We start from the raw sequence: 18,047 nt of genomic DNA, 5'->3' as shown, positions 1-18,047 counted from the left end.
CTTTTTGTGTTATACTAATATTGGGATTTGAGATAAATAGTATAACGCATTCAAGGGGGATAACATATTATGACTCGTGTGGCAATTAATGGATTTGGACGTATTGGGAGAATGGTGTTTCGTCAAGCAATAAAAGAAAGCGCATTCGAAATTGTAGCAATCAATGCAAGCTATCCGTCCGAAACGTTAGCACATTTAATTAAATATGATACAGTACACGGTAAGTTTGCCGGAACAGTGGAAGCATTTGAAGATCACTTATTAGTAGATGGGAAAATGATTCGCCTTTTAAACAACCGTGATCCAAAGGAATTGCCTTGGACAGATCTAGGTGTTGAAGTTGTAATTGAAGCAACTGGTAAATTTAATTCAAAAGAAAAAGCAATTCTTCACGTTGAAGCTGGAGCGAAAAAAGTTATTTTAACAGCGCCTGGTAAAAATGAAGATGTAACAATTGTAGTTGGTGTGAACGAAGACCAATTAGATATTACAAAACATACCGTTATTTCAAATGCATCTTGTACAACAAACTGTTTAGCACCTGTTGTAAAGGTGTTAGATGAGCAGTTTGGAATTGAAAACGGTTTAATGACAACTGTTCACGCTTATACAAATGACCAAAAAAACATTGATAACCCACATAAAGATTTAAGAAGAGCACGTGCTTGCGGACAGTCAATCATTCCTACAACGACGGGTGCTGCGAAAGCGCTTGCAAAAGTTCTTCCGCATTTAAATGGAAAACTTCATGGTATGGCACTTCGTGTACCAACACCAAACGTGTCTCTTGTTGATTTAGTAGTAGACGTAAAACGTGATGTAACAGTTGAAGATATTAATGAAGCATTCAAAACTGTTGCAAATGGTGCGTTAAAAGGAATTGTAGAATTTAGTGAAGAGCCTTTAGTGTCTATCGACTTTAATACAAATACACACTCAGCTATTATTGATGGTTTATCTACAATGGTAATGGGTGATCGTAAAGTGAAAGTACTTGCTTGGTATGATAACGAGTGGGGCTACTCTCGTCGTGTTGTAGATCTTGTAACGTTAGTTGTTGATGAATTAGCAAAACAAGAAAATGTGCAACATATTTAAGTGAATAAGGGAGAGGGCAAGTGAATATTTGCTCTCTTTTTTTATTTTTTTCTGAAAAGAAAAAAATTATATGGGTATATTTTCAAATAGTGGACAGACCAAAAACGTTGTGATTACTGTATTTGTGAATCATTTATTTTTTTTAGGGAAAAGTAAAGAGGAAATTATGACAGAAAATCGAAAAAACTGTTGTTGCAAAATGAAAATAAACAAAGTATACTAACACTCGTAAACTTAAGAGCTGAGGTACGTAGTCACTACTTAAAGGGTTAGGACCTCTCTGGACTAACTTTCCCCCGTGGTAGTGGAGCAAGCCAAATTGCAAATTAGTTTTCAATTCGAACAGTTAGAATAAATTTACAAGGGGGAACTGTAGAATGGATACTATGGATACGATGGGTCGTCACGTAATCGCTGAACTTTGGGATTGCGATTTCGACAAGCTTAATGACATGCCGTATATTGAACAATTATTTGTGGATGCAGCACTAAGAGCTGGTGCTGAAGTACGTGAGGTTGCTTTTCATAAATTTGCACCACAAGGTGTAAGTGGAGTAGTAATTATCTCGGAATCACATTTAACAATTCATAGCTTTCCGGAGCACGGTTACGCAAGTATTGATGTTTATACTTGTGGGGATCGTATTGATCCAAATGTTGCTGCAGAATATATTGCAGAAGGTTTAAACGCGAAAACGCGTGAGAGCATCGAGCTTCCTCGAGGCACTGGTAGCTTCGAAATTAAGCAGAGAGAAACAAAAGCTCTTTAAAAAAGAACATAATTGATTTAAAATGTAAAGAGGTGTATAATGCACCTCTTTTTTAGTTTATATAAAATAGGACCATGCTATGTATGAACTTATAGTGGTCAGTGTAGAAGAATGAGTTATATAATATTGTATATATATTTTCACATGTAGATGAGTAGCGAAGAAATAAAGATTATAGTGTAAAGGAGTGAATGAATTGCGTTGTCCATCCTGTTTTCATAATGGCACAAGAGTGTTAGATTCGCGTCCGGTAGACGAGGGGCGCTCTATTCGAAGAAGAAGAGAGTGTGAAAGTTGTTTAAGTCGCTTTACGACATTTGAAAGAGTAGAAGAATCACCTCTTATCGTTGTTAAAAAAGAAGGAACACGAGAAGAGTTTAATAAAGAGAAAATTTTACGCGGCTTAATTAAAGCGTGTGAAAAAAGACCTGTATCTTTAAGGCAGTTAGAGGAAGTAACACAAAGTGTGGAGCGTGAACTTCGTAACTTAGGTATATCAGAAGTGAAAAGTGATATGATTGGTGAAATTGTTATGGAAGAACTTCGTGATATTGATGATGTTGCTTACGTACGTTTTGCTTCTGTGTATCGTCAATTTAAAGATTTAAATGTATTTATTGAAGAATTAAAAGATATACTGCAAAAAGAGAGAGAGTAGAAGGAAGCTCTTTATATACTGTAAGTAAACGAGATAAGAGAGCTAGAAGCGGAAGCTAATAGCTCTTTTTCGCTAATAAATTATATAATAAAGATAGAACGAGTGAAATGTAGGTTAGATTGGATGAGAGAAAGGAAAGGCAAGAATGGAAAAACAGTCATGGATGGAGCTATTGCCGATTGATCGTTATAAAGTAAGTGCGAAAGGGTTGTTACATAATTACGACCGGAAAGTATTAACGATGTTGTATCAGCCGTTAATAGGTAGTAGAGCTTTTAGCTTATACATGACACTATGGGGAGAGTTAGAGCAAGATCGTGTATTTGGAAAAGAGAATACACATCACTCCCTTATGGTGACTATGCAAATGCAACTTCCTGAAATATATGGGGAACGAGTAAAGTTAGAAGCGATTGGTCTTTTAAATGTATATATTAAGAAAGAAAAAGATATTCGAATGTTTATATATGAATTGCAACCACCTTTATCTCCGAAGCAGTTTTTTGATGATATTGTTTTAAGTATCTTTTTATATAATCGCTTGAGTCGGACAAAATACAACCAAGTAAAGCAATATTTCTTAGAAGAAGAATTCGATTTTGCTTCTTATGAAAATGTTACGCGCTCCTTCAACGATATATTTGATTCGTTTAACCCAGGTCAGTTTGAATATGCGCAAGAAGAACTGCGTATCCCGAAAACGACAATTATGCCAAGTAACGAGAATGGGGATGCTCCGAAAGTTTGGAATGATTTCTTTGATTTCTCTTTATTTGTAGACGGACTATCAGCGCTTGTTCCTAAAAAGGCGATTACAGATCAAGTGAGAGAATGTGTCATTACACTCGCTTATGTGTACGGTGTGGATGTGTTATCGATGCAAAATATCGTTCTTGGCGCAGTGACAGAAGTGCAAACAATTGATATCGAAAGGCTTCGGAAGGGAGCACGCGATTGGTATCAATTCGAAAATGGTCAAGCGTTACCTGTATTAAGTGAAAGAGTGCAACCTCATGCTGCTCGTACAATGAAAGAGAAAGAGCCATCTACGCAAGAAGAGATGCTAATGAAGCAGTTAGAGGAAATCTCGCCAAAACAACTATTGAAAGAGATTTCAGGCGGTGCAGAGGCGACGAAAGCGGACTTGCAAATCGTTGAGGATGTAATGATGAACCAAAAGTTAACGCCAGGGGTTGTGAATGTACTTATTTATTACGTTATGCTACGCTCAGATATGAAGCTTGCTAAAACGTATGTCGAGAAGATTGCTGGACATTGGGCGCGAAAAAAGGTCGGTACAGTAGGCGAGGCGATGGCGCTAGCGAAAGAAGAGAATCGTCAATATCAAGAGTGGGCTGAGACGAAGAAAAAAGGCCGTACAGCGAAGAAAACAGTGCGAAAAGAAATGGTACCAGATTGGCTTAAAGAAGAGTCGAAAGAAGAAGAGAAAGAACCTGTAAAAAATGACGTAAGTGCGAAAAAAGATGCAAGTACGTTAGAAGATGAACGGAAACGATTAGAAGAAGTATTGAAAAAATATAAGCGTGATTAATAAAAGAAAATGAACGCTCTTTGAGGTGAGAAAATGGAGCATATTCAAAATTCATTTACGAAATTAATGGAAAATAAAAACTTTAAAAATAGATATGAAGTCTTAAAGGCAGAAGTGATGGCGCACCCTCGTGTGAAAGAATTTATAGACGAACATAAAGGTGAAGTAACGACTTCTATGATTGAACGAAGTCTTGTGAAGTTATATGAATATATTGGACAAAGTGTAGGGTGTGCGGATTGTCCAGATTTAGGGTCATGTAAAAATATGCTACAAGGATATGAGCCGAAGCTCGTCATCCAAGGTAAGATGATTGATATTCAATACGATCGTTGTATTAGAAAAGTAGCATATGATGAGAGAAAAAAATATGAAAAACTTGTTCAAAGTGTATATATGCCAGTTGACATTTTGCAGGCAACTATGGAAAATTTAGACCCTTCAGGTTTAGATGCACGTATTGATGCAATAGGTGCAACGAATGAATTTTTAAACACATACGAACCAGGTAAAAAAGCACAAGGTTTATATTTGTACGGTAAATTTGGTGTAGGGAAAACGTATCTTTTAGGGGCAATTGCAAATGAGCTTGCGCGAAAGAAAATTAGTTCGATGCTCGTATACTTTCCTGAATTTTTACGTGAAATCAAAAGTTCGATTCAAGATAATTCGATTAGCGGAAAGATTGATGCTGTCAAACGTGTACAAGTATTAATGTTAGATGATATCGGGGCAGAAGCGATGTCAAGTTTTGTACGTGATGATGTACTCGGTGCAATCTTACAGTTCCGTATGTTGGAAAACTTACCGACGTTCTTTACATCTAACTTTGATTTCAAACAGTTGGAACATCATTTAACGTATACACAGCGCGGTGAAGCAGAAGAGATGAAAGCGGCCCGTATTATGGAACGAATTAAATATTTAGCGAAGCCAATCCCAATTGGCGGGAAGAACCGTCGTAATAAGTAAAGAGCGAGCTGAGAAGCTTGCTCTTTTTTATTTTAAACATTTTTTCAGAGTAGCTTGTATCATTTTTTTCTCCCTCCCTTAATATATATAAAATTAGCAAGCCATATCGAGTGGATGTTCTAACAATGGGAGATAGGTTTCTACTAAGAGTGAACTTCCATAGATCGGACTCTTATAGGATTTGTAACGTATAGATGCAATCCTTTAGAGCGGGGATAAAAGGGGGGACAAAAGTGATTGAAATTTGCTTCGAAGAAAAAAATGATGCTGTGCACGTATACAGACAACTAACGAAAAGAACGGAATCCTTATATAAGGAAACAAGTGTATATTTAAACGAACAAAAGGTTGTTATTCATATACCATTATGTGAATCGAATTATATTGAAAAGATTTTATTGCCAGTATTACTATATTTCATTATGAATGTGAAACAAAATGAATGGATTCATACCATTTTAAAGGAAAAGTTTTTTTATGAAGAACAAGAAGAGTGTCATCAAATATTGCATATGGCACATGAGATTTTAAAGGAAAGAAGAAAAGGAGTAGCCCGTGATTTAACACGTCAAAAATTCGAATCTTATATTGCGTCATCTTTGAATGATTGGCTTTGTGATCCGCTCTCATTCTCGTTTTCATCATACGTTCGTTTTCGTCTTCGTACATATAGGGAAATGATAGCTAGGCTTGCTGAAGTTGCAATTGATGAGTATAAGATGGAGCAGGAATATCAAATGTTCATTGAGACACTTCGCCAACAAGTAAGTAGCCGGAAATCACGTTTGTCCTGTGTACATCTTATTTTTGATGAAAGTTTTATTTTCTATGATGATAAAGGTAGACGTTTAAAACAGGATAAATTGGTTCAATATATAGATGAAGAATTATTAAAGAAACAGGATGTATATATTGATACGAAAGTAATTGCACCACTTCTTTCTATTTCGCCGAAAAAGATTTATTTATATACGAAAGAACAAGATCATAATATGATTATTACTTTGCGAAATGTATTTCAGGAACGAGTGCAACTACATGGATTACATGAATTTGAGCGCAACGTGAAAAATTTAAAAAATAAAGGTAACGCCCTTGATTTTCTAAGTTTTTGAGCATATAATTACCTACATAAATGAAATATATCGAAATGTTATGATGAGGACATGGGTAGTTTTCTACGATTTTCAGAGAGGGAAGCCTTAGGGTGCGAGCTTCCTATTACGGGATTATTACTTACCACCTCTAAACTTTAGCAGTGAACGTTTTTCTAGTAATTGCTAACGGACAACACCGTTATGTTGAACTTGAGCAATTAACAATAAGGTTAATTGGAACAAGGGTGGAACCACGAATTCAACACTCGTCCCTTTTTATGGGATGAGTGTTTTTTATTTTGAAAAAAAAGAGGAGTGACCAGTGATGGCAGATGTAGTTAAAATTACTTTCCCTGATGGAGCTGTGAAGGAGTTTCCAAAAGGAGTAACAACTGAAGAAATCGCAGCTTCTATTAGCCCAGGCTTAAAGAAAAAAGCTGTGGCTGGAAAATTAAACGATGAGATGATCGATCTTGTTACACCAATCGAAGAAGATGGTGCAGTTTCTATTATTACATTAGATTCTGAAGATGGCTTATATATTTTACGCCACTCAACAGCTCACCTTTTAGCACAAGCGTTAAAACGTTTATATAAAGATGTTAAGCTTGAGCTTGGCATTGGTCCAGTAATCGAAAATGGCTTCTACTACGATATTGATATGGAAGAAGCAATTACAGTTGAAGACTTCAAGAAAATCGAAAAAGAAATGCAAAAAATCGTGAACGAAAACTTAGAAATCGTTCGTCATGAAGTACCACGTGCAGAAGCACTTCGTCGCTTTGAAGAAATCGGCGATGAGTTAAAATTAGATTTAATTAACGATCTTCCAGAAGATGCAGTTATTTCAATCTATGAGCAAGGCGAATTCTTCGACCTTTGCCGTGGTGTTCACCTTCCATCTACAGGGAAGATTAAAGTGTTTAAATTATTAAGCGTTGCAGGTGCTTACTGGCGCGGCGATAGCAATAATAAAATGTTACAACGTATTTACGGTACTGGATTCGTTAAGAAAGCAGAATTAGATGAGCACTTACGTATGCTTGAAGAAGCGAAAGAGCGCGATCACCGTAAATTAGGTAAAGAGTTAAAACTATTTACTAATAGCCAAAAAGTAGGACAAGGTTTACCACTTTGGTTACCAAAAGGTGCAACAATTCGCCGTATTATCGAGCGTTACATCGTTGATAAAGAAGCAAGCTTAGGCTATGATCACGTATACACTCCAGTGTTAGGAAGTAGAGAGCTTTATGAAACTTCTGGTCACTGGAACCATTACCGTGATGGCATGTTCCCATCAATGGAAATGGATAATGAAGAATTAGTTCTTCGTCCAATGAACTGCCCTCACCATATGATGGTTTATAAAAACGATATTCACAGCTACCGTGAATTACCAATCCGTATTGCGGAACTTGGAACAATGCACCGCTATGAAATGTCTGGAGCATTATCTGGATTACAACGTGTACGCGGAATGACTTTAAATGATGCGCACATTTTCGTTCGTCCAGATCAAATTAAAGAAGAATTAAAACGTGTTGTAAACTTAACGTTAGAAGTGTACAAAGATTTCGGTTTAGAAAACTATTCATTCCGTCTATCTTATCGTGACCCAGCAGATACTAAAAAGTATTATGCTGATGATGAGATGTGGGAAAAAGCACAAGGTATGTTAAAAGAAGCTATGGATGAAATGGGTCTTGATTACTATGAAGCTGAAGGTGAAGCGGCATTCTATGGTCCGAAACTTGATGTTCAAGTTCGTACTGCTCTTGGAAAAGACGAAACACTTTCAACTGTACAATTAGACTTCTTACTTCCAGAACGCTTTGAATTAACTTACGTTGGTGAAGACGGTAAACAACATCGTCCAGTTGTAATTCACCGTGGTGTTGTATCAACTATGGAACGTTTTGTAGCCTTCTTAATTGAAGAATACAAAGGCGCATTCCCAACTTGGTTAGCTCCAGTTCAGGCGCAAGTAATTCCAGTTTCTCCGCAAGTACATTTAGATTATGCGAAGAAAGTACAAGATGAATTACGACGTGCTGGTATCCGTGTTGAATTAGACACTCGTGAAGAGAAAATTGGTTACAAAATCCGTGAAGCACAAATGCAAAAGATTCCGTACATGCTTGTAGTAGGTGACAATGAAGTTACTGAAAATGGCGTTAACGTACGTAAATATGGTGAACAAAAATCAGAAACAATCGCATTAGATGCGTTTGTTGACATGATTAAAGTAGAAGGAAAACGATAAGAAAAAGCCGCGGTATACCGCGGCTTTTTTATGTATTATAAAAAAGAAAATCTAGAAAAAATAACCAAACAATACTTATCATAAAAAAGTATTGCAAGTATGCTGGTTGTTTGTTACAATATTTCTTGTTGTTAGTAAAACACATCGCGTCTTCTTGACAGACGTCATGTCCTATGATAAACTCATCAAGGATAATAGAATATGGTTTTGACAAGTAGAAGCACCCGCTTCTCACCTGATGGACGCATTCGCAGTTAGCAGGTAAATGTATTTCTTACTAAAGATATTACAAGTGTGGGTGCCGTGTGCCCGCACTTTTTTTGTTCGGGTTCTACAATTGCAAAACGTATTCTAAGAAAACCTTGGAGGTGGCTTACTATTAGCAAGGATATGATGATTAACGAGCAAATTCGTGCACGTGAAGTACGCTTAGTTGGCGCAAACGGCGATCAACTTGGAATCAAGTCTCGTAATGACGCTTTAGACTTAGCTGCAGGTCTTAATCTTGATTTAGTATTGGTTGCTCCAAATGCGAAACCGCCAGTATGCCGCATTATGGACTACGGTAAATTCCGCTTTGAGCAACAGAAGAAAGAAAAAGAACAGCGCAAAAATCAAAAAGTAATTAGCATGAAAGAAGTTCGTTTAAGTCCAACAATTGATGAACATGACTTTAACACAAAACTTCGTAATGCTGTCAAGTTTTTAGAGAAAGGCGACAAGGTTAAAGCGTCAATTCGCTTTAAAGGACGTGCCATTACTCATAAAGAAATCGGTCAACGTGTTTTAGATCGCTTCTCAGAAGCTTGTGCTGAAGTTAGTACAATTGAATCTAAGCCTAAAATGGAAGGACGCAGTATGTTCTTAGTTTTAGCACCGAAAAACGATAAGTAATAGATAGAGGAGGAAATACCTATGCCTAAACAAAAAACTCATCGCGGCGCTGCAAAGCGTTTCAAAAAGACTGGATCTGGTAAACTGAAGCGTTCTCACGCTTACACAAGCCATTTATTCGCTAACAAATCTACAAAAGCTAAACGTAAACTACGTAAAGCTGGTGTAGTTAGCGCTGGTGACTTCAAACGCATTCGTCAAATGCTTGACAACTTAAAATAAGTTCGGCTGATATATAGAACAAACTAGGAGGTAATATTATGCCAAGAGTAAAAGGTGGTACAGTTACTCGTCAACGTCGTAAAAAAGTTATAAAATTAGCAAAAGGTTACTACGGTTCTAAGAGTACATTATTTAAGGTTGCTAACCAACAGGTTATGAAATCTCTAATGTATGCATTCCGTGACCGTCGTCAAAAGAAACGTGACTTCCGTAAATTATGGATTACACGTATCAACGCAGCAGCTCGTATGAATGGTCTTTCTTACAGCCGCTTAATGCACGGTTTAAAAAATGCTGGCATCGAAGTTAACCGCAAGATGCTTGCTGACTTAGCTGTTCATGACGAAAAAGCTTTCGCTGAATTAGCAACAGTTGCAAAAAACAACATTAACTAATTGTTTAAAACCTTAGAAGATCTTTCTTCTAAGGTTTTTTTATTTGTATTCATTATAACCATTCAATAACTTGTGAAATTTCCCGCTTAGTGTCGTCACAATTAAATGAGTTATTGCTCTCTATTATATTAAGATGTGCTTGTAAGAGTTTTTGTAACGATAACGAGGAGGCGTGCGTTTACATGAAAGTAAGAAAGATTAATGGACGTGTCGTTATCGATATGACAAAATCAATATAAAAGCTATAGCGATATAAAAGAATATACATATGAAGTCAGGCGAATCCTCCTGACTTTTTTTATTTGAACTCATTCGTGAGGAAGTGCATCTTTCCTAGCAGAAACGACACTGCTATAATGGAAAGATGATATGGAACTTTCATCAAGTGAACAATCTGTGAGCGATGATTGAAACGTATTTGCAAATTAAGGACAAGCTATCTTTATAAAGATGTAGGTAGCTGACTTGTTAATAAGAAACGAAAAATAATAATGAACTTTGAGATGAAACAACATTGTTGCGGAAAATGCGATGTTGGAGGAGGACAATAGAATGGACTTACTACAACTATTTAAATTACAAAAAGAATTAGATGACCGTATTGTGAAAGAGCATGAATTACAACCGAAGAAATTGTTAAAAGAAAAAATGTTAGCTCTTCTTGTAGAAATTGGAGAACTTGCAAATGAAACACGTTGTTTTAAATATTGGAGCAATAAACCAGCGTCAGAACGTGAAGTAATATTAGAAGAATACGTAGATGGTTTGCATTTTATTTTATCAATCGGAATCGATTTAGGAATTGATAAAAACTTCTTATTCTATAAATGTGCGCAAACGAATAAAACACAAGTGGAAATTTTCTTAGACACATATGCGAAAGTGATTCGTTTTACAGATCAACCTTCTATCACGAACTATATTGAACTATTTACAAGCTATCTTCGCCTTGGACAAGCGCTTGAATTTGAACAAGAAGAAATTGAAAAAGCATATTTAGATAAAAATGAAGTAAATCATCAGCGTCAAACACAAGGATACTAAGTTAATTTTTGAATATTTCAATTTACTTTTGTATAATAAAGTGACTGAAGAAAAAGGAGGGTGTTGGCAATGACAAAATTAGACGAGACATTGACAATGCTAAAAGAATTAACAGACGCACGCGGTATTGCGGGTAACGAGCGTGAACCACGTGAAGTAATGAAGAAATATATTGAGCCGTTTGCAGATGAACTTTCTACTGATAATTTAGGAAGTTTAGTTGCGAAAAAAGTTGGGGAAGAAAACGGCCCGAAAATTATGGTGGCAGGTCATTTAGATGAAGTTGGCTTTATGATTACACAAATTGATGACAAAGGCTTCCTTCGTTTCCAAACGGTTGGTGGCTGGTGGTCGCAAGTTATGCTTGCACAGCGCGTAACGATTGTAACGCGTAAAGGAGATGTAACAGGTGTAATTGGTTCAAAACCACCGCACATTTTACCTCCAGAAGCTCGTAAAAAGCCAGTTGAAATTAAAGACATGTTCATCGATATTGGTGCTTCTAGCCAAGAAGAAGCGATGGAGTGGGGCGTAAGACCAGGAGATCAAGTTGTACCGTACTTCGAATTCCAAGTGATGAAGAATGAAAAGATGTTACTTGCAAAAGCATGGGATAACCGAATTGGCTGTGCAATTGCAATTGACGTATTAAAACAATTAAAAGATGAAAAGCATCCAAACGTTGTATACGGCGTTGGGACTGTACAAGAAGAAGTTGGTCTTCGTGGTGCGAAAACATCTGCAAACTATATTAAGCCAGATATCGCATTCGCTGTAGATGTTGGTATTGCTGGGGATACACCAGGTGTAACAGCCAAAGAAGCACAAAGTAAAATGGGTGATGGGCCGCAGATTATTTTATATGATGCTTCCGTTATTGGTCATACAGGTTTACGTGATTTCGTTGTTGATGTTGCTGATGAATTACAAATTCCATATCAGTATGATTCTGTAGCGGGCGGGGGAACGGATGCAGGAGCAATTCACATTTCTGTAAATGGTATTCCGTCTATGGCAATTACGATTGCGACACGCTACATTCATTCTCATGCAACGATGTTACATCGTGATGATTACGAAAACGCAGTGAAGTTAATTGTAGAAGTTATTAAACGTCTTGATAAAGAGGCTGTACATAACATTACATTTAATTAATAGAAAAAAGCGAAGGGTAATTTCCTTCGCTTTTTCCGTTTTTAAAATGGTCTTTCTAATCCTGCTGCAGTATGGGCTCCTAAAATAATTAAGCGAGTTAATTGCATTGCCATGAAATGCGGGGTATAAATCATGCCTCTTTTTAACCATGACATAATCATTCCGATATGAGCCCCTGTAACATAACTAATAAGAATGTCACGAGGAACCATGAGTTCTTCATCATCCGGCTGTGAAATAGATAAGCTTAATGTTAAATGTGTTTGGACTGTTTTCATCATTTTATAAGAGTAGTTTCCAGCGGCTTTATCACCAAGCATAACGTTATAGAAGTTCACGTTTTCTGCTATATGTTCAAACAAAGCTAAAAAGGTTGGATGTGGTGAGTCAAATGTGAGCTGAAAATCTTCTTTATTTCGTTTTTGCGGTTTAATTACTTCAGCTAGTTTTTCTAACATTTCTTCTATACTTTTTTCTAATAAATCATATTTATCATGGTAATGGCTATAAAATGTAGCACGATTTACAGGAGCGCGTTCCGCGATATGTTGCACAGTTACATTTTCAAAGCCCTTTTCGCCTACTAAAGCGACAAAAGCATCCTGTATGAGTTGTCTCGTTCGTTTTACACGTGGATCATTTGTATTTTTAATAGACATTTTTACTTCACCTCGTTTAATTTTTTAAACTTAAACAACACATGTATAGTGTAATGTTGTTTAAACAACATATAGGTTTAAATTGTTGGTTGTAGATTCGGGATAATTATTTATAATTATAAACGATAGTCCTTTAGAAATCAGCACCGCTAGGATGCAGACAAAACATAGTTTGCGTCGTAAAAGGTGTGCTTTTTTTGTTTAAAGGTTAATATAATTAACAATTAAACAATATAAACACTAAGGATGTAAATAGTTTAGAAAAAAATTATATGCGATATAAGGAGAGGAATGCAATGAATCAGTTTCGAAGAATGATAATTATCAACATTATCACATTAATTGTATTAGTTGGCGGCGGTATCGGCGGTTATTACTATTACAATCAAACGGAAAACTATTTAAAAACAGACAATGCAAAAATTGACGGGAAGGTAATTCCAATTGCATCACCAGTAGCGGGTAAATTAACTGACTGGAAAGCAGAAGTAGGAAAAAACTACAATGAGAACGATAAATTAGGTGCTGTTACTGTAGCAGGAGCAAATGGTGAGCAAACAGTAGACGTAACGATTCCGCAAAATGCAACAGTTGTACAATCAAACGCAACAACAAATGCGTTCGTTGGAGCGGGTAGCCCAATTGCTTACGCATTTGATATGAATAACTTATGGGTAACAGCAAACATTGAAGAAACAACTATTGATGATGTTCAAAAAGGCCAAACAGTAGATGTGTATGTAGATGCATACCCAGATACAACGTTAACAGGAAAAGTAGAACAAGTTGGATTAACAACAGCAAATACATTCTCAATGTTACCATCAAGTAACGCAACAGCGAACTATACGAAAGTAAAGCAAGTTGTACCAGTTAAAATTTCTTTAGACCATAGTAAATCAGTAAATATTGTTCCTGGAATGAATGTGTCAGTTCGTATTCATAAGTAAGGGGGAGATGAGATGTCCTCAATTGCAATTGTAGGATATGCACTATTTTGTATAATCGTCTTCTTCCTTGTAAATCGTCTTTTACGAAAGAAAAAAACGAACGTGGGAGAAGAACAAGTCCCAGCCGTAAGTAAAATAGAAGTAAGTAAGTTAGAAACAGAAGAGAAAGAAATTGAACAAAAACAAGAAACAGAAGCTTCTAACGTAGTGGAATTAGAAACAGGGAAGCAAGAGCAAGTAAAACAGGAAAAAGAAATGCTGAAGAGACAATTGCCGGTAGAGAATGTGAATGTAAAGGCAGTTGTAACTGTATTAATTCTCGGTATGTTCATTTCTATTTTAAATCAAACGATCATTAATGTTGCATTGCCTCCGTTAATGAACGAATTTAACGTATCAACTTCAACGGCCCAATGGTTAATTACAGGCTTCATGCTTGTAAACGGAATTTTAGTGCCGATTAGTGCCTTTTTAGTTTCACGATTTACGTATCGTAAATTATTCGTAGCGGCAATGTTATTTTTCACGGTAGGATCTATCATTTGTGCTACATCAGGTAACTTTACAATGATGATGACGGGCCGCATTATTCAAGCGGTCGGTGCAGGTATTTTAATGCCAGTTGGTATGAATATCTTCATGACATTATTCCCGCCTCATAAACGCGGAGCAGCGATGGGGTTACTAGGGGTAGCGATGATTTTAGCACCAGCTATCGGACCAACTATAACAGGTTGGGTAATTGAAAATTATAGCTGGAACTTAATGTTCTATGGGATGTTTGTGATCGGTTTAATTATTACGTTCTTATCTTTAAAATTCTTCACACTAGCACAGCCGGTGTCTAAAACAAAGTTAGATGTATTTGGTGTTATTAGTTCAAGTATTGGACTAGGAAGCTTATTGTACGGATTTAGTGAAGCTGGAAATAATGGCTGGACTAGTGCAGAAGTTGTTATAACAATGATCATCGGTGTCATTGGTTTAGCAGTATTTATTTGGAGAGAGTTAACAACGGACAATAAAATGCTTGATTTGCAAGTATTTAAATATCCGACGTTCACTTTCACATTAGTAATTAACGCGATTGTAACGATGGCCTTATTCGGAGGTATGTTATTACTTCCTGTATATCTGCAAAATATTCGCGGCTTTACGCCAATGGAATCTGGTTTATTACTTCTTCCAGGATCATTAATTATGGGGATCATGGGACCAGTTGCAGGTAAACTATTTGATAAGTATGGTATTCGTCCGTTAGCAATTGTCGGATTAGCCATTACAACATTTGCGACATATAAATTTACAACGTTATCGATGGATACACCGTATAGCGTTATTATGACGGATTATATTATACGCTCAATTGGTATGTCATTCATTATGATGCCAATTATGACAGCTGGTATGAACGCACTGCCGATGAAATTAATTTCTCACGGTACAGCAACGCAAAATACGTCAAGACAAGTAGCTGGTTCAATTGGAACAGCGATATTAATCACACTTATGACGCAACAAACGACTGCTCACGTAGCGGATTACGGCAATATGTTAACAACGTCAAACCCAATTTTAGTTGATAAAGTGCACGGCATGGGCCAAAGCCTAGCTGCAGTTGCTGGATCTGCACAAGCAGGAGATGCGATGAGCACGCAACTATTATTCGGACAAATTTCAAAGCTATCTGCAATTAACGGTATTAATGATGCCTTCTTAATTGCAACAATATTAGCCGGTATTGCTTGGTTGTTATCGTTCTTCTTACCATCAGGCAATAAACGAAATAGAAAAGCAGGGAATTAATTTCCCTGCTTTTTTATCTTTTTAAAGAGTGAGATATAAAAGATGATAACCACTCACAGAGCATAATCCTGTTATAAACAAAATCGTCCCCATAGAACGGATACTTGATATTTGTCTTCCGCTTATAATAGCTAATAGTCCAGCTAAAGAGAAGAGACACCAATATAAAGTTCCTGAAATTGGGATCATCTGCTCTATGTCTATTCCATAACCTATACAAATGATAGGAACAACGATAAGCAATATGCAAATCAATCCTGCTATAAAAGTAAGTAATTTTCGGTATTTAATTCCAGCAGCAATTAAAAAAATGCCAATGATGAATTCGCATAGCATCAAAATAGGAGCCAAAATCGTCCAAGTTAATATTCCAAACACTTCTATATTACCTCCGATTTGTGGATTTCTAAAAAACTATTAGGTATAGAATGAATCACCTACAGACATGAGTTCCCAGAAGATGACCCCTAATATTCCAGCAATAAAAATAATGAATCCCATGTTGCGTATACTTTTAATTTTTGCTTGTAATCCACTTAATCCTGCCAATAATCCAGTTAAAGAAAACAGTATCCAATATAAAGTAGTTGAAATAGGGAGGATTGTATCGCTATTCACCCCCATACCCCAAAAAACAAAAGGTAGCGTGACAAAGGAGAAGCTAAGTAGTCCCATTAAACCAACAAATAATTTGCGATGTTTAATGCTAGTAATAATTAAAAAAATACCACCGAAAAATCCGCATAAAACAAGAAGTGGCATATACACAACCCAAAGTAAGCTCAACATATATAATCTCCTTCTATGTAATGAGTTATATTTTACTACATAAGGTTTATTTTGGATATTATTAATGAATATGTATAATTTGATAGGAATGTATGGATGATGTGTTATTGGCTCTTTGAAAAGCTAGGGGATAGTGTGATGGAAGAAGAGTTTGAAGTTGTGATAAAAGAGTAAAGAGAGGTATCGTGATGATACCTCTTTTTTACGTTGAAAAGGCGATTATATTAGTCAAAATATGTAATAGCATAGCTGGAATAATAGATTTAGTTTGTTTGTACAATAAACAAGCAAATATTCCCGTCATAAATGCGCTAACCATAATTCCCACAGAGTACGTATGAGCAATACCGAAAATTAAACTTGAGAGAATTACAGCTGGCCAAAAGGTAAACTTCTCTTCGAAAAAACGAAGAAGAATACCTCTGCACACAAGCTCTTCAAAAATAGGTGCAAAAATCCCACCAGCTAGAAGTAAGAGAAGTGGATAGTGCTCTAGTGTTGAAAGTTGCAATGCATCAGACTGTTCTTGTACGGATGAAGGGAATAATTTATCTAATACAAACATATCTACAAACAGGGTGAGTACATAATAAATGAGAACATAGATGTACATCTGAAAAGATTTTAAAACTCGAAAATCGAATGTGGGTAATACTAGTTCTTTCAGTGGTTTATATTTCATGATATATACGATTAGTAAAAGTAGGGCAACTAATTCATAACTTACATTTTCTATAGATTCAAGCAAAGGTTTATTTGTATCTGGGTTAATGTATCCATATAACTCAATAGGTAAAAATGTAAAGAGTATATTTATTAATGAGAGACATGGAAAGAGAATGAATAAAACTCCAAGAAATTGTAACCATGACATGGAGTTTTTCTGTTCGTGTGGAATTTGTGTAGCGGATTGCATATGTTCAAATCACCTCTTTATATTTGTATATAAAATTATAGTTGATTTGAATTTGGAATGTTACGTTTAAATATTACATACAAGATTTAAATTTGAAATATTCCGCGTGTTTTTTTAGGGGAAAATAATAAAAGAGGTATCACCCTATAGTGATGCCTCTTTCTCATTGATAACTATGTTCTGCCTTGTCATTCGATTTCTTTTGCTCTATTTGTAATTCACGTTCTACCAATCGGTCTAATTGCTGAATTGCTTTCAATGCTTTTTCATAAGAAATCGTTCTATAATGATGTGCGCCGCCTGGCTCTTCATCGGCTTCATCCGCCCACTTAATAACGTTTTGTAGAGGTGTTCTTTCAAGTGTTTGTTCTAGTAGGAAAGAATCAGTGTGCAGAAGAATTGCAACAGAAATTTCTTTTGCTAGTTTCGGATGTTCTCCTAATCTAATAAGCAATTTATGAGATCTTTCTGCCCCTTTAATCGCATGTATATCATTCTTTTTATACAAGTCATAGTCCCATTCGCCGCCTGTGTACCACGTGTGATGTCCGATATCATGAAGGAAGCCAGCCTTTGTCGCAGCATCGACTGAGGCGTGATGCTTTTTGGCTAAGTGAAACGCATGGTAAGCGACAGCAATCGCGTGGACCATTCCAGAACGGTTTACATATTTTTGTGTAATGTGATGTTTAAAAACTTGTTCAAGCGTAATACGGTGCATAAAACATTCACTCCTTTTATCCCGATTTAACGGGCAGTAAGACTCCCACCTCAAAATTTGGCGAATGCGAGGAAGTTAGGTAGGAG

General features: G+C 36.3%; 19 protein-coding genes and 2 other annotated features. Of the genes, 14 read left to right on the top strand and 5 right to left on the bottom strand.

The window, feature by feature from the left end:
* Positions 1 to 69: 69 nt before the first annotated feature.
* The 12 genes from V7038_RS12310 to V7038_RS12255 all read left to right on the top strand — a co-directional run bounded on the left by V7038_RS12310 (position 70) and on the right by V7038_RS12255 (position 12,120).
* On the top strand, positions 70 to 1,098 hold the full coding sequence (locus tag V7038_RS12310) for a glyceraldehyde-3-phosphate dehydrogenase (RefSeq protein ID WP_002112190.1): 1,029 nt from the start codon (positions 70 to 72) through the stop codon (positions 1,096 to 1,098).
* Positions 1,099 to 1,484: 386 nt separating this feature from the next.
* On the top strand, positions 1,485 to 1,868 hold the full coding sequence (speD, locus tag V7038_RS12305; RefSeq protein WP_002003660.1) for an adenosylmethionine decarboxylase: 384 nt from the start codon (positions 1,485 to 1,487) through the stop codon (positions 1,866 to 1,868).
* A gap of 196 nt (positions 1,869 to 2,064) precedes the next feature.
* Positions 2,065 to 2,526 carry a transcriptional regulator NrdR gene (gene nrdR / locus V7038_RS12300; RefSeq protein ID WP_001203686.1) on the top strand — a complete coding sequence of 154 codons (462 nt, stop codon included), beginning with the start codon at positions 2,065 to 2,067 and terminating at the stop codon, positions 2,524 to 2,526.
* A 145-nt stretch (positions 2,527 to 2,671) separates the two neighbouring features.
* Positions 2,672 to 4,078, top strand: a complete 1,407-nt coding sequence (locus V7038_RS12295) for a replication initiation and membrane attachment family protein (protein WP_002112189.1) — start codon at positions 2,672 to 2,674, stop codon at positions 4,076 to 4,078.
* Positions 4,079 to 4,111: 33 nt separating this feature from the next.
* Positions 4,112 to 5,050: a primosomal protein DnaI gene (gene dnaI, locus V7038_RS12290; protein ID WP_002112188.1), complete on the top strand. Its 939-nt coding sequence runs from the start codon at positions 4,112 to 4,114 to the stop codon at positions 5,048 to 5,050.
* Between the two features lie 233 nt (positions 5,051 to 5,283).
* The gene (gene ytxC, locus V7038_RS12285) at positions 5,284 to 6,165 is read left to right on the top strand and encodes a putative sporulation protein YtxC (RefSeq protein ID WP_002112187.1); all 882 of its coding nucleotides are present in this window, start codon (positions 5,284 to 5,286) and stop codon (positions 6,163 to 6,165) included.
* 31 nt (positions 6,166 to 6,196) lie between these two features.
* Positions 6,197 to 6,424, top strand: a binding site (T-box leader).
* Between the two features lie 48 nt (positions 6,425 to 6,472).
* Entirely contained in the window at positions 6,473 to 8,410 is a 1,938-nt protein-coding gene (gene thrS / locus V7038_RS12280; protein ID WP_002034275.1) for a threonine--tRNA ligase, read from the top strand.
* Positions 8,411 to 8,616: 206 nt separating this feature from the next.
* Positions 8,617 to 8,737: a sequence feature (ribosomal protein L20 leader region), on the top strand.
* A gap of 63 nt (positions 8,738 to 8,800) precedes the next feature.
* Positions 8,801 to 9,304, top strand: a complete 504-nt coding sequence (gene infC, locus V7038_RS12275) for a translation initiation factor IF-3 (RefSeq protein WP_002015470.1) — start codon at positions 8,801 to 8,803, stop codon at positions 9,302 to 9,304.
* 21 nt (positions 9,305 to 9,325) lie between these two features.
* Positions 9,326 to 9,526: a 50S ribosomal protein L35 gene (gene rpmI / locus V7038_RS12270; protein WP_001125945.1), complete on the top strand. Its 201-nt coding sequence runs from the start codon at positions 9,326 to 9,328 to the stop codon at positions 9,524 to 9,526.
* A gap of 38 nt (positions 9,527 to 9,564) precedes the next feature.
* Positions 9,565 to 9,921 carry a 50S ribosomal protein L20 gene (gene rplT, locus V7038_RS12265; RefSeq protein ID WP_001138364.1) on the top strand — a complete coding sequence of 119 codons (357 nt, stop codon included), beginning with the start codon at positions 9,565 to 9,567 and terminating at the stop codon, positions 9,919 to 9,921.
* A gap of 552 nt (positions 9,922 to 10,473) precedes the next feature.
* On the top strand, positions 10,474 to 10,965 hold the full coding sequence (locus V7038_RS12260; protein ID WP_002112184.1) for a dUTP diphosphatase: 492 nt from the start codon (positions 10,474 to 10,476) through the stop codon (positions 10,963 to 10,965).
* A gap of 69 nt (positions 10,966 to 11,034) precedes the next feature.
* A complete protein-coding gene (locus tag V7038_RS12255; protein ID WP_335470362.1) occupies positions 11,035 to 12,120 on the top strand; it encodes a M42 family metallopeptidase in 1,086 nt (361 codons plus the stop codon).
* A gap of 41 nt (positions 12,121 to 12,161) precedes the next feature.
* Here the strand turns inward: V7038_RS12255 and V7038_RS12250 are convergent, their stop codons facing one another.
* Positions 12,162 to 12,779, bottom strand: coding sequence for a TetR/AcrR family transcriptional regulator (locus V7038_RS12250; protein WP_002067422.1), 618 nt, complete (start codon positions 12,777 to 12,779; stop codon positions 12,162 to 12,164).
* A 296-nt stretch (positions 12,780 to 13,075) separates the two neighbouring features.
* On the opposite strand from V7038_RS12250, the gene V7038_RS12245 reads away from it, so the two are divergent.
* Together V7038_RS12245 and V7038_RS12240 are read left to right on the top strand one after the other, a co-directional pair.
* Positions 13,076 to 13,729 carry an HlyD family secretion protein gene (locus tag V7038_RS12245; RefSeq protein WP_002112181.1) on the top strand — a complete coding sequence of 218 codons (654 nt, stop codon included), beginning with the start codon at positions 13,076 to 13,078 and terminating at the stop codon, positions 13,727 to 13,729.
* Between the two features lie 12 nt (positions 13,730 to 13,741).
* On the top strand, positions 13,742 to 15,535 hold the full coding sequence (locus tag V7038_RS12240) for a DHA2 family efflux MFS transporter permease subunit (protein WP_002112180.1): 1,794 nt from the start codon (positions 13,742 to 13,744) through the stop codon (positions 15,533 to 15,535).
* A gap of 21 nt (positions 15,536 to 15,556) precedes the next feature.
* Here the strand turns inward: V7038_RS12240 and V7038_RS12235 are convergent, their stop codons facing one another.
* The 4 genes from V7038_RS12235 to V7038_RS12220 form a co-directional block, all read right to left on the bottom strand.
* Positions 15,557 to 15,913 carry an ammonia permease gene (locus V7038_RS12235; RefSeq protein ID WP_070129049.1) on the bottom strand — a complete coding sequence of 119 codons (357 nt, stop codon included), beginning with the start codon at positions 15,911 to 15,913 and terminating at the stop codon, positions 15,557 to 15,559.
* 39 nt (positions 15,914 to 15,952) lie between these two features.
* Complete coding sequence (locus V7038_RS12230) at positions 15,953 to 16,324, bottom strand: hypothetical protein (RefSeq protein ID WP_002112177.1); 372 nt, start codon at positions 16,322 to 16,324, stop codon at positions 15,953 to 15,955.
* A gap of 202 nt (positions 16,325 to 16,526) precedes the next feature.
* On the bottom strand, positions 16,527 to 17,240 hold the full coding sequence (locus tag V7038_RS12225; RefSeq protein ID WP_070129048.1) for a CPBP family intramembrane glutamic endopeptidase: 714 nt from the start codon (positions 17,238 to 17,240) through the stop codon (positions 16,527 to 16,529).
* Positions 17,241 to 17,403: 163 nt separating this feature from the next.
* Complete coding sequence (locus V7038_RS12220) at positions 17,404 to 17,961, bottom strand: HD domain-containing protein (RefSeq protein ID WP_002112175.1); 558 nt, start codon at positions 17,959 to 17,961, stop codon at positions 17,404 to 17,406.
* Positions 17,962 to 18,047: the final 86 nt, after the last annotated feature.

This window comes from Bacillus sp. JJ783 (assembly GCF_036963225.1).
GTDB lineage: Bacteria > Bacillota > Bacilli > Bacillales > Bacillaceae_G > Bacillus_A > Bacillus_A cereus_U.
This window is presented reverse-complemented; position numbering and strand designations above follow the sequence as displayed.

Excerpts from the sequence above, each read along its gene's own strand:
- V7038_RS12310 (WP_002112190.1), top strand. The coding sequence starts at position 70 with ATGACTCGTGTGGCAATTAATGGATTTGGACGTATTGGGAGAATGGTG.
- speD (WP_002003660.1), top strand. The coding sequence starts at position 1,485 with ATGGATACGATGGGTCGTCACGTAATCGCTGAACTTTGGGATTGCGAT.
- V7038_RS12295 (WP_002112189.1), top strand. The coding sequence starts at position 2,672 with ATGGAAAAACAGTCATGGATGGAGCTATTGCCGATTGATCGTTATAAA.
- dnaI (WP_002112188.1), top strand. The coding sequence starts at position 4,112 with ATGGAGCATATTCAAAATTCATTTACGAAATTAATGGAAAATAAAAAC.
- thrS (WP_002034275.1), top strand. The coding sequence starts at position 6,473 with ATGGCAGATGTAGTTAAAATTACTTTCCCTGATGGAGCTGTGAAGGAG.
- infC (WP_002015470.1), top strand. The coding sequence starts at position 8,801 with ATGATGATTAACGAGCAAATTCGTGCACGTGAAGTACGCTTAGTTGGC.
- rpmI (WP_001125945.1), top strand. The coding sequence starts at position 9,326 with ATGCCTAAACAAAAAACTCATCGCGGCGCTGCAAAGCGTTTCAAAAAG.
- rplT (WP_001138364.1), top strand. The coding sequence starts at position 9,565 with ATGCCAAGAGTAAAAGGTGGTACAGTTACTCGTCAACGTCGTAAAAAA.
- V7038_RS12260 (WP_002112184.1), top strand. The coding sequence starts at position 10,474 with ATGGACTTACTACAACTATTTAAATTACAAAAAGAATTAGATGACCGT.
- V7038_RS12255 (WP_335470362.1), top strand. The coding sequence starts at position 11,035 with ATGACAAAATTAGACGAGACATTGACAATGCTAAAAGAATTAACAGAC.
- V7038_RS12250 (WP_002067422.1), bottom strand. The coding sequence starts at position 12,779 with ATGTCTATTAAAAATACAAATGATCCACGTGTAAAACGAACGAGACAA.
- V7038_RS12245 (WP_002112181.1), top strand. The coding sequence starts at position 13,076 with ATGAATCAGTTTCGAAGAATGATAATTATCAACATTATCACATTAATT.
- V7038_RS12240 (WP_002112180.1), top strand. The coding sequence starts at position 13,742 with ATGTCCTCAATTGCAATTGTAGGATATGCACTATTTTGTATAATCGTC.
- V7038_RS12230 (WP_002112177.1), bottom strand. The coding sequence starts at position 16,324 with ATGTTGAGCTTACTTTGGGTTGTGTATATGCCACTTCTTGTTTTATGC.
- V7038_RS12225 (WP_070129048.1), bottom strand. The coding sequence starts at position 17,240 with ATGCAATCCGCTACACAAATTCCACACGAACAGAAAAACTCCATGTCA.
- V7038_RS12220 (WP_002112175.1), bottom strand. The coding sequence starts at position 17,961 with ATGCACCGTATTACGCTTGAACAAGTTTTTAAACATCACATTACACAA.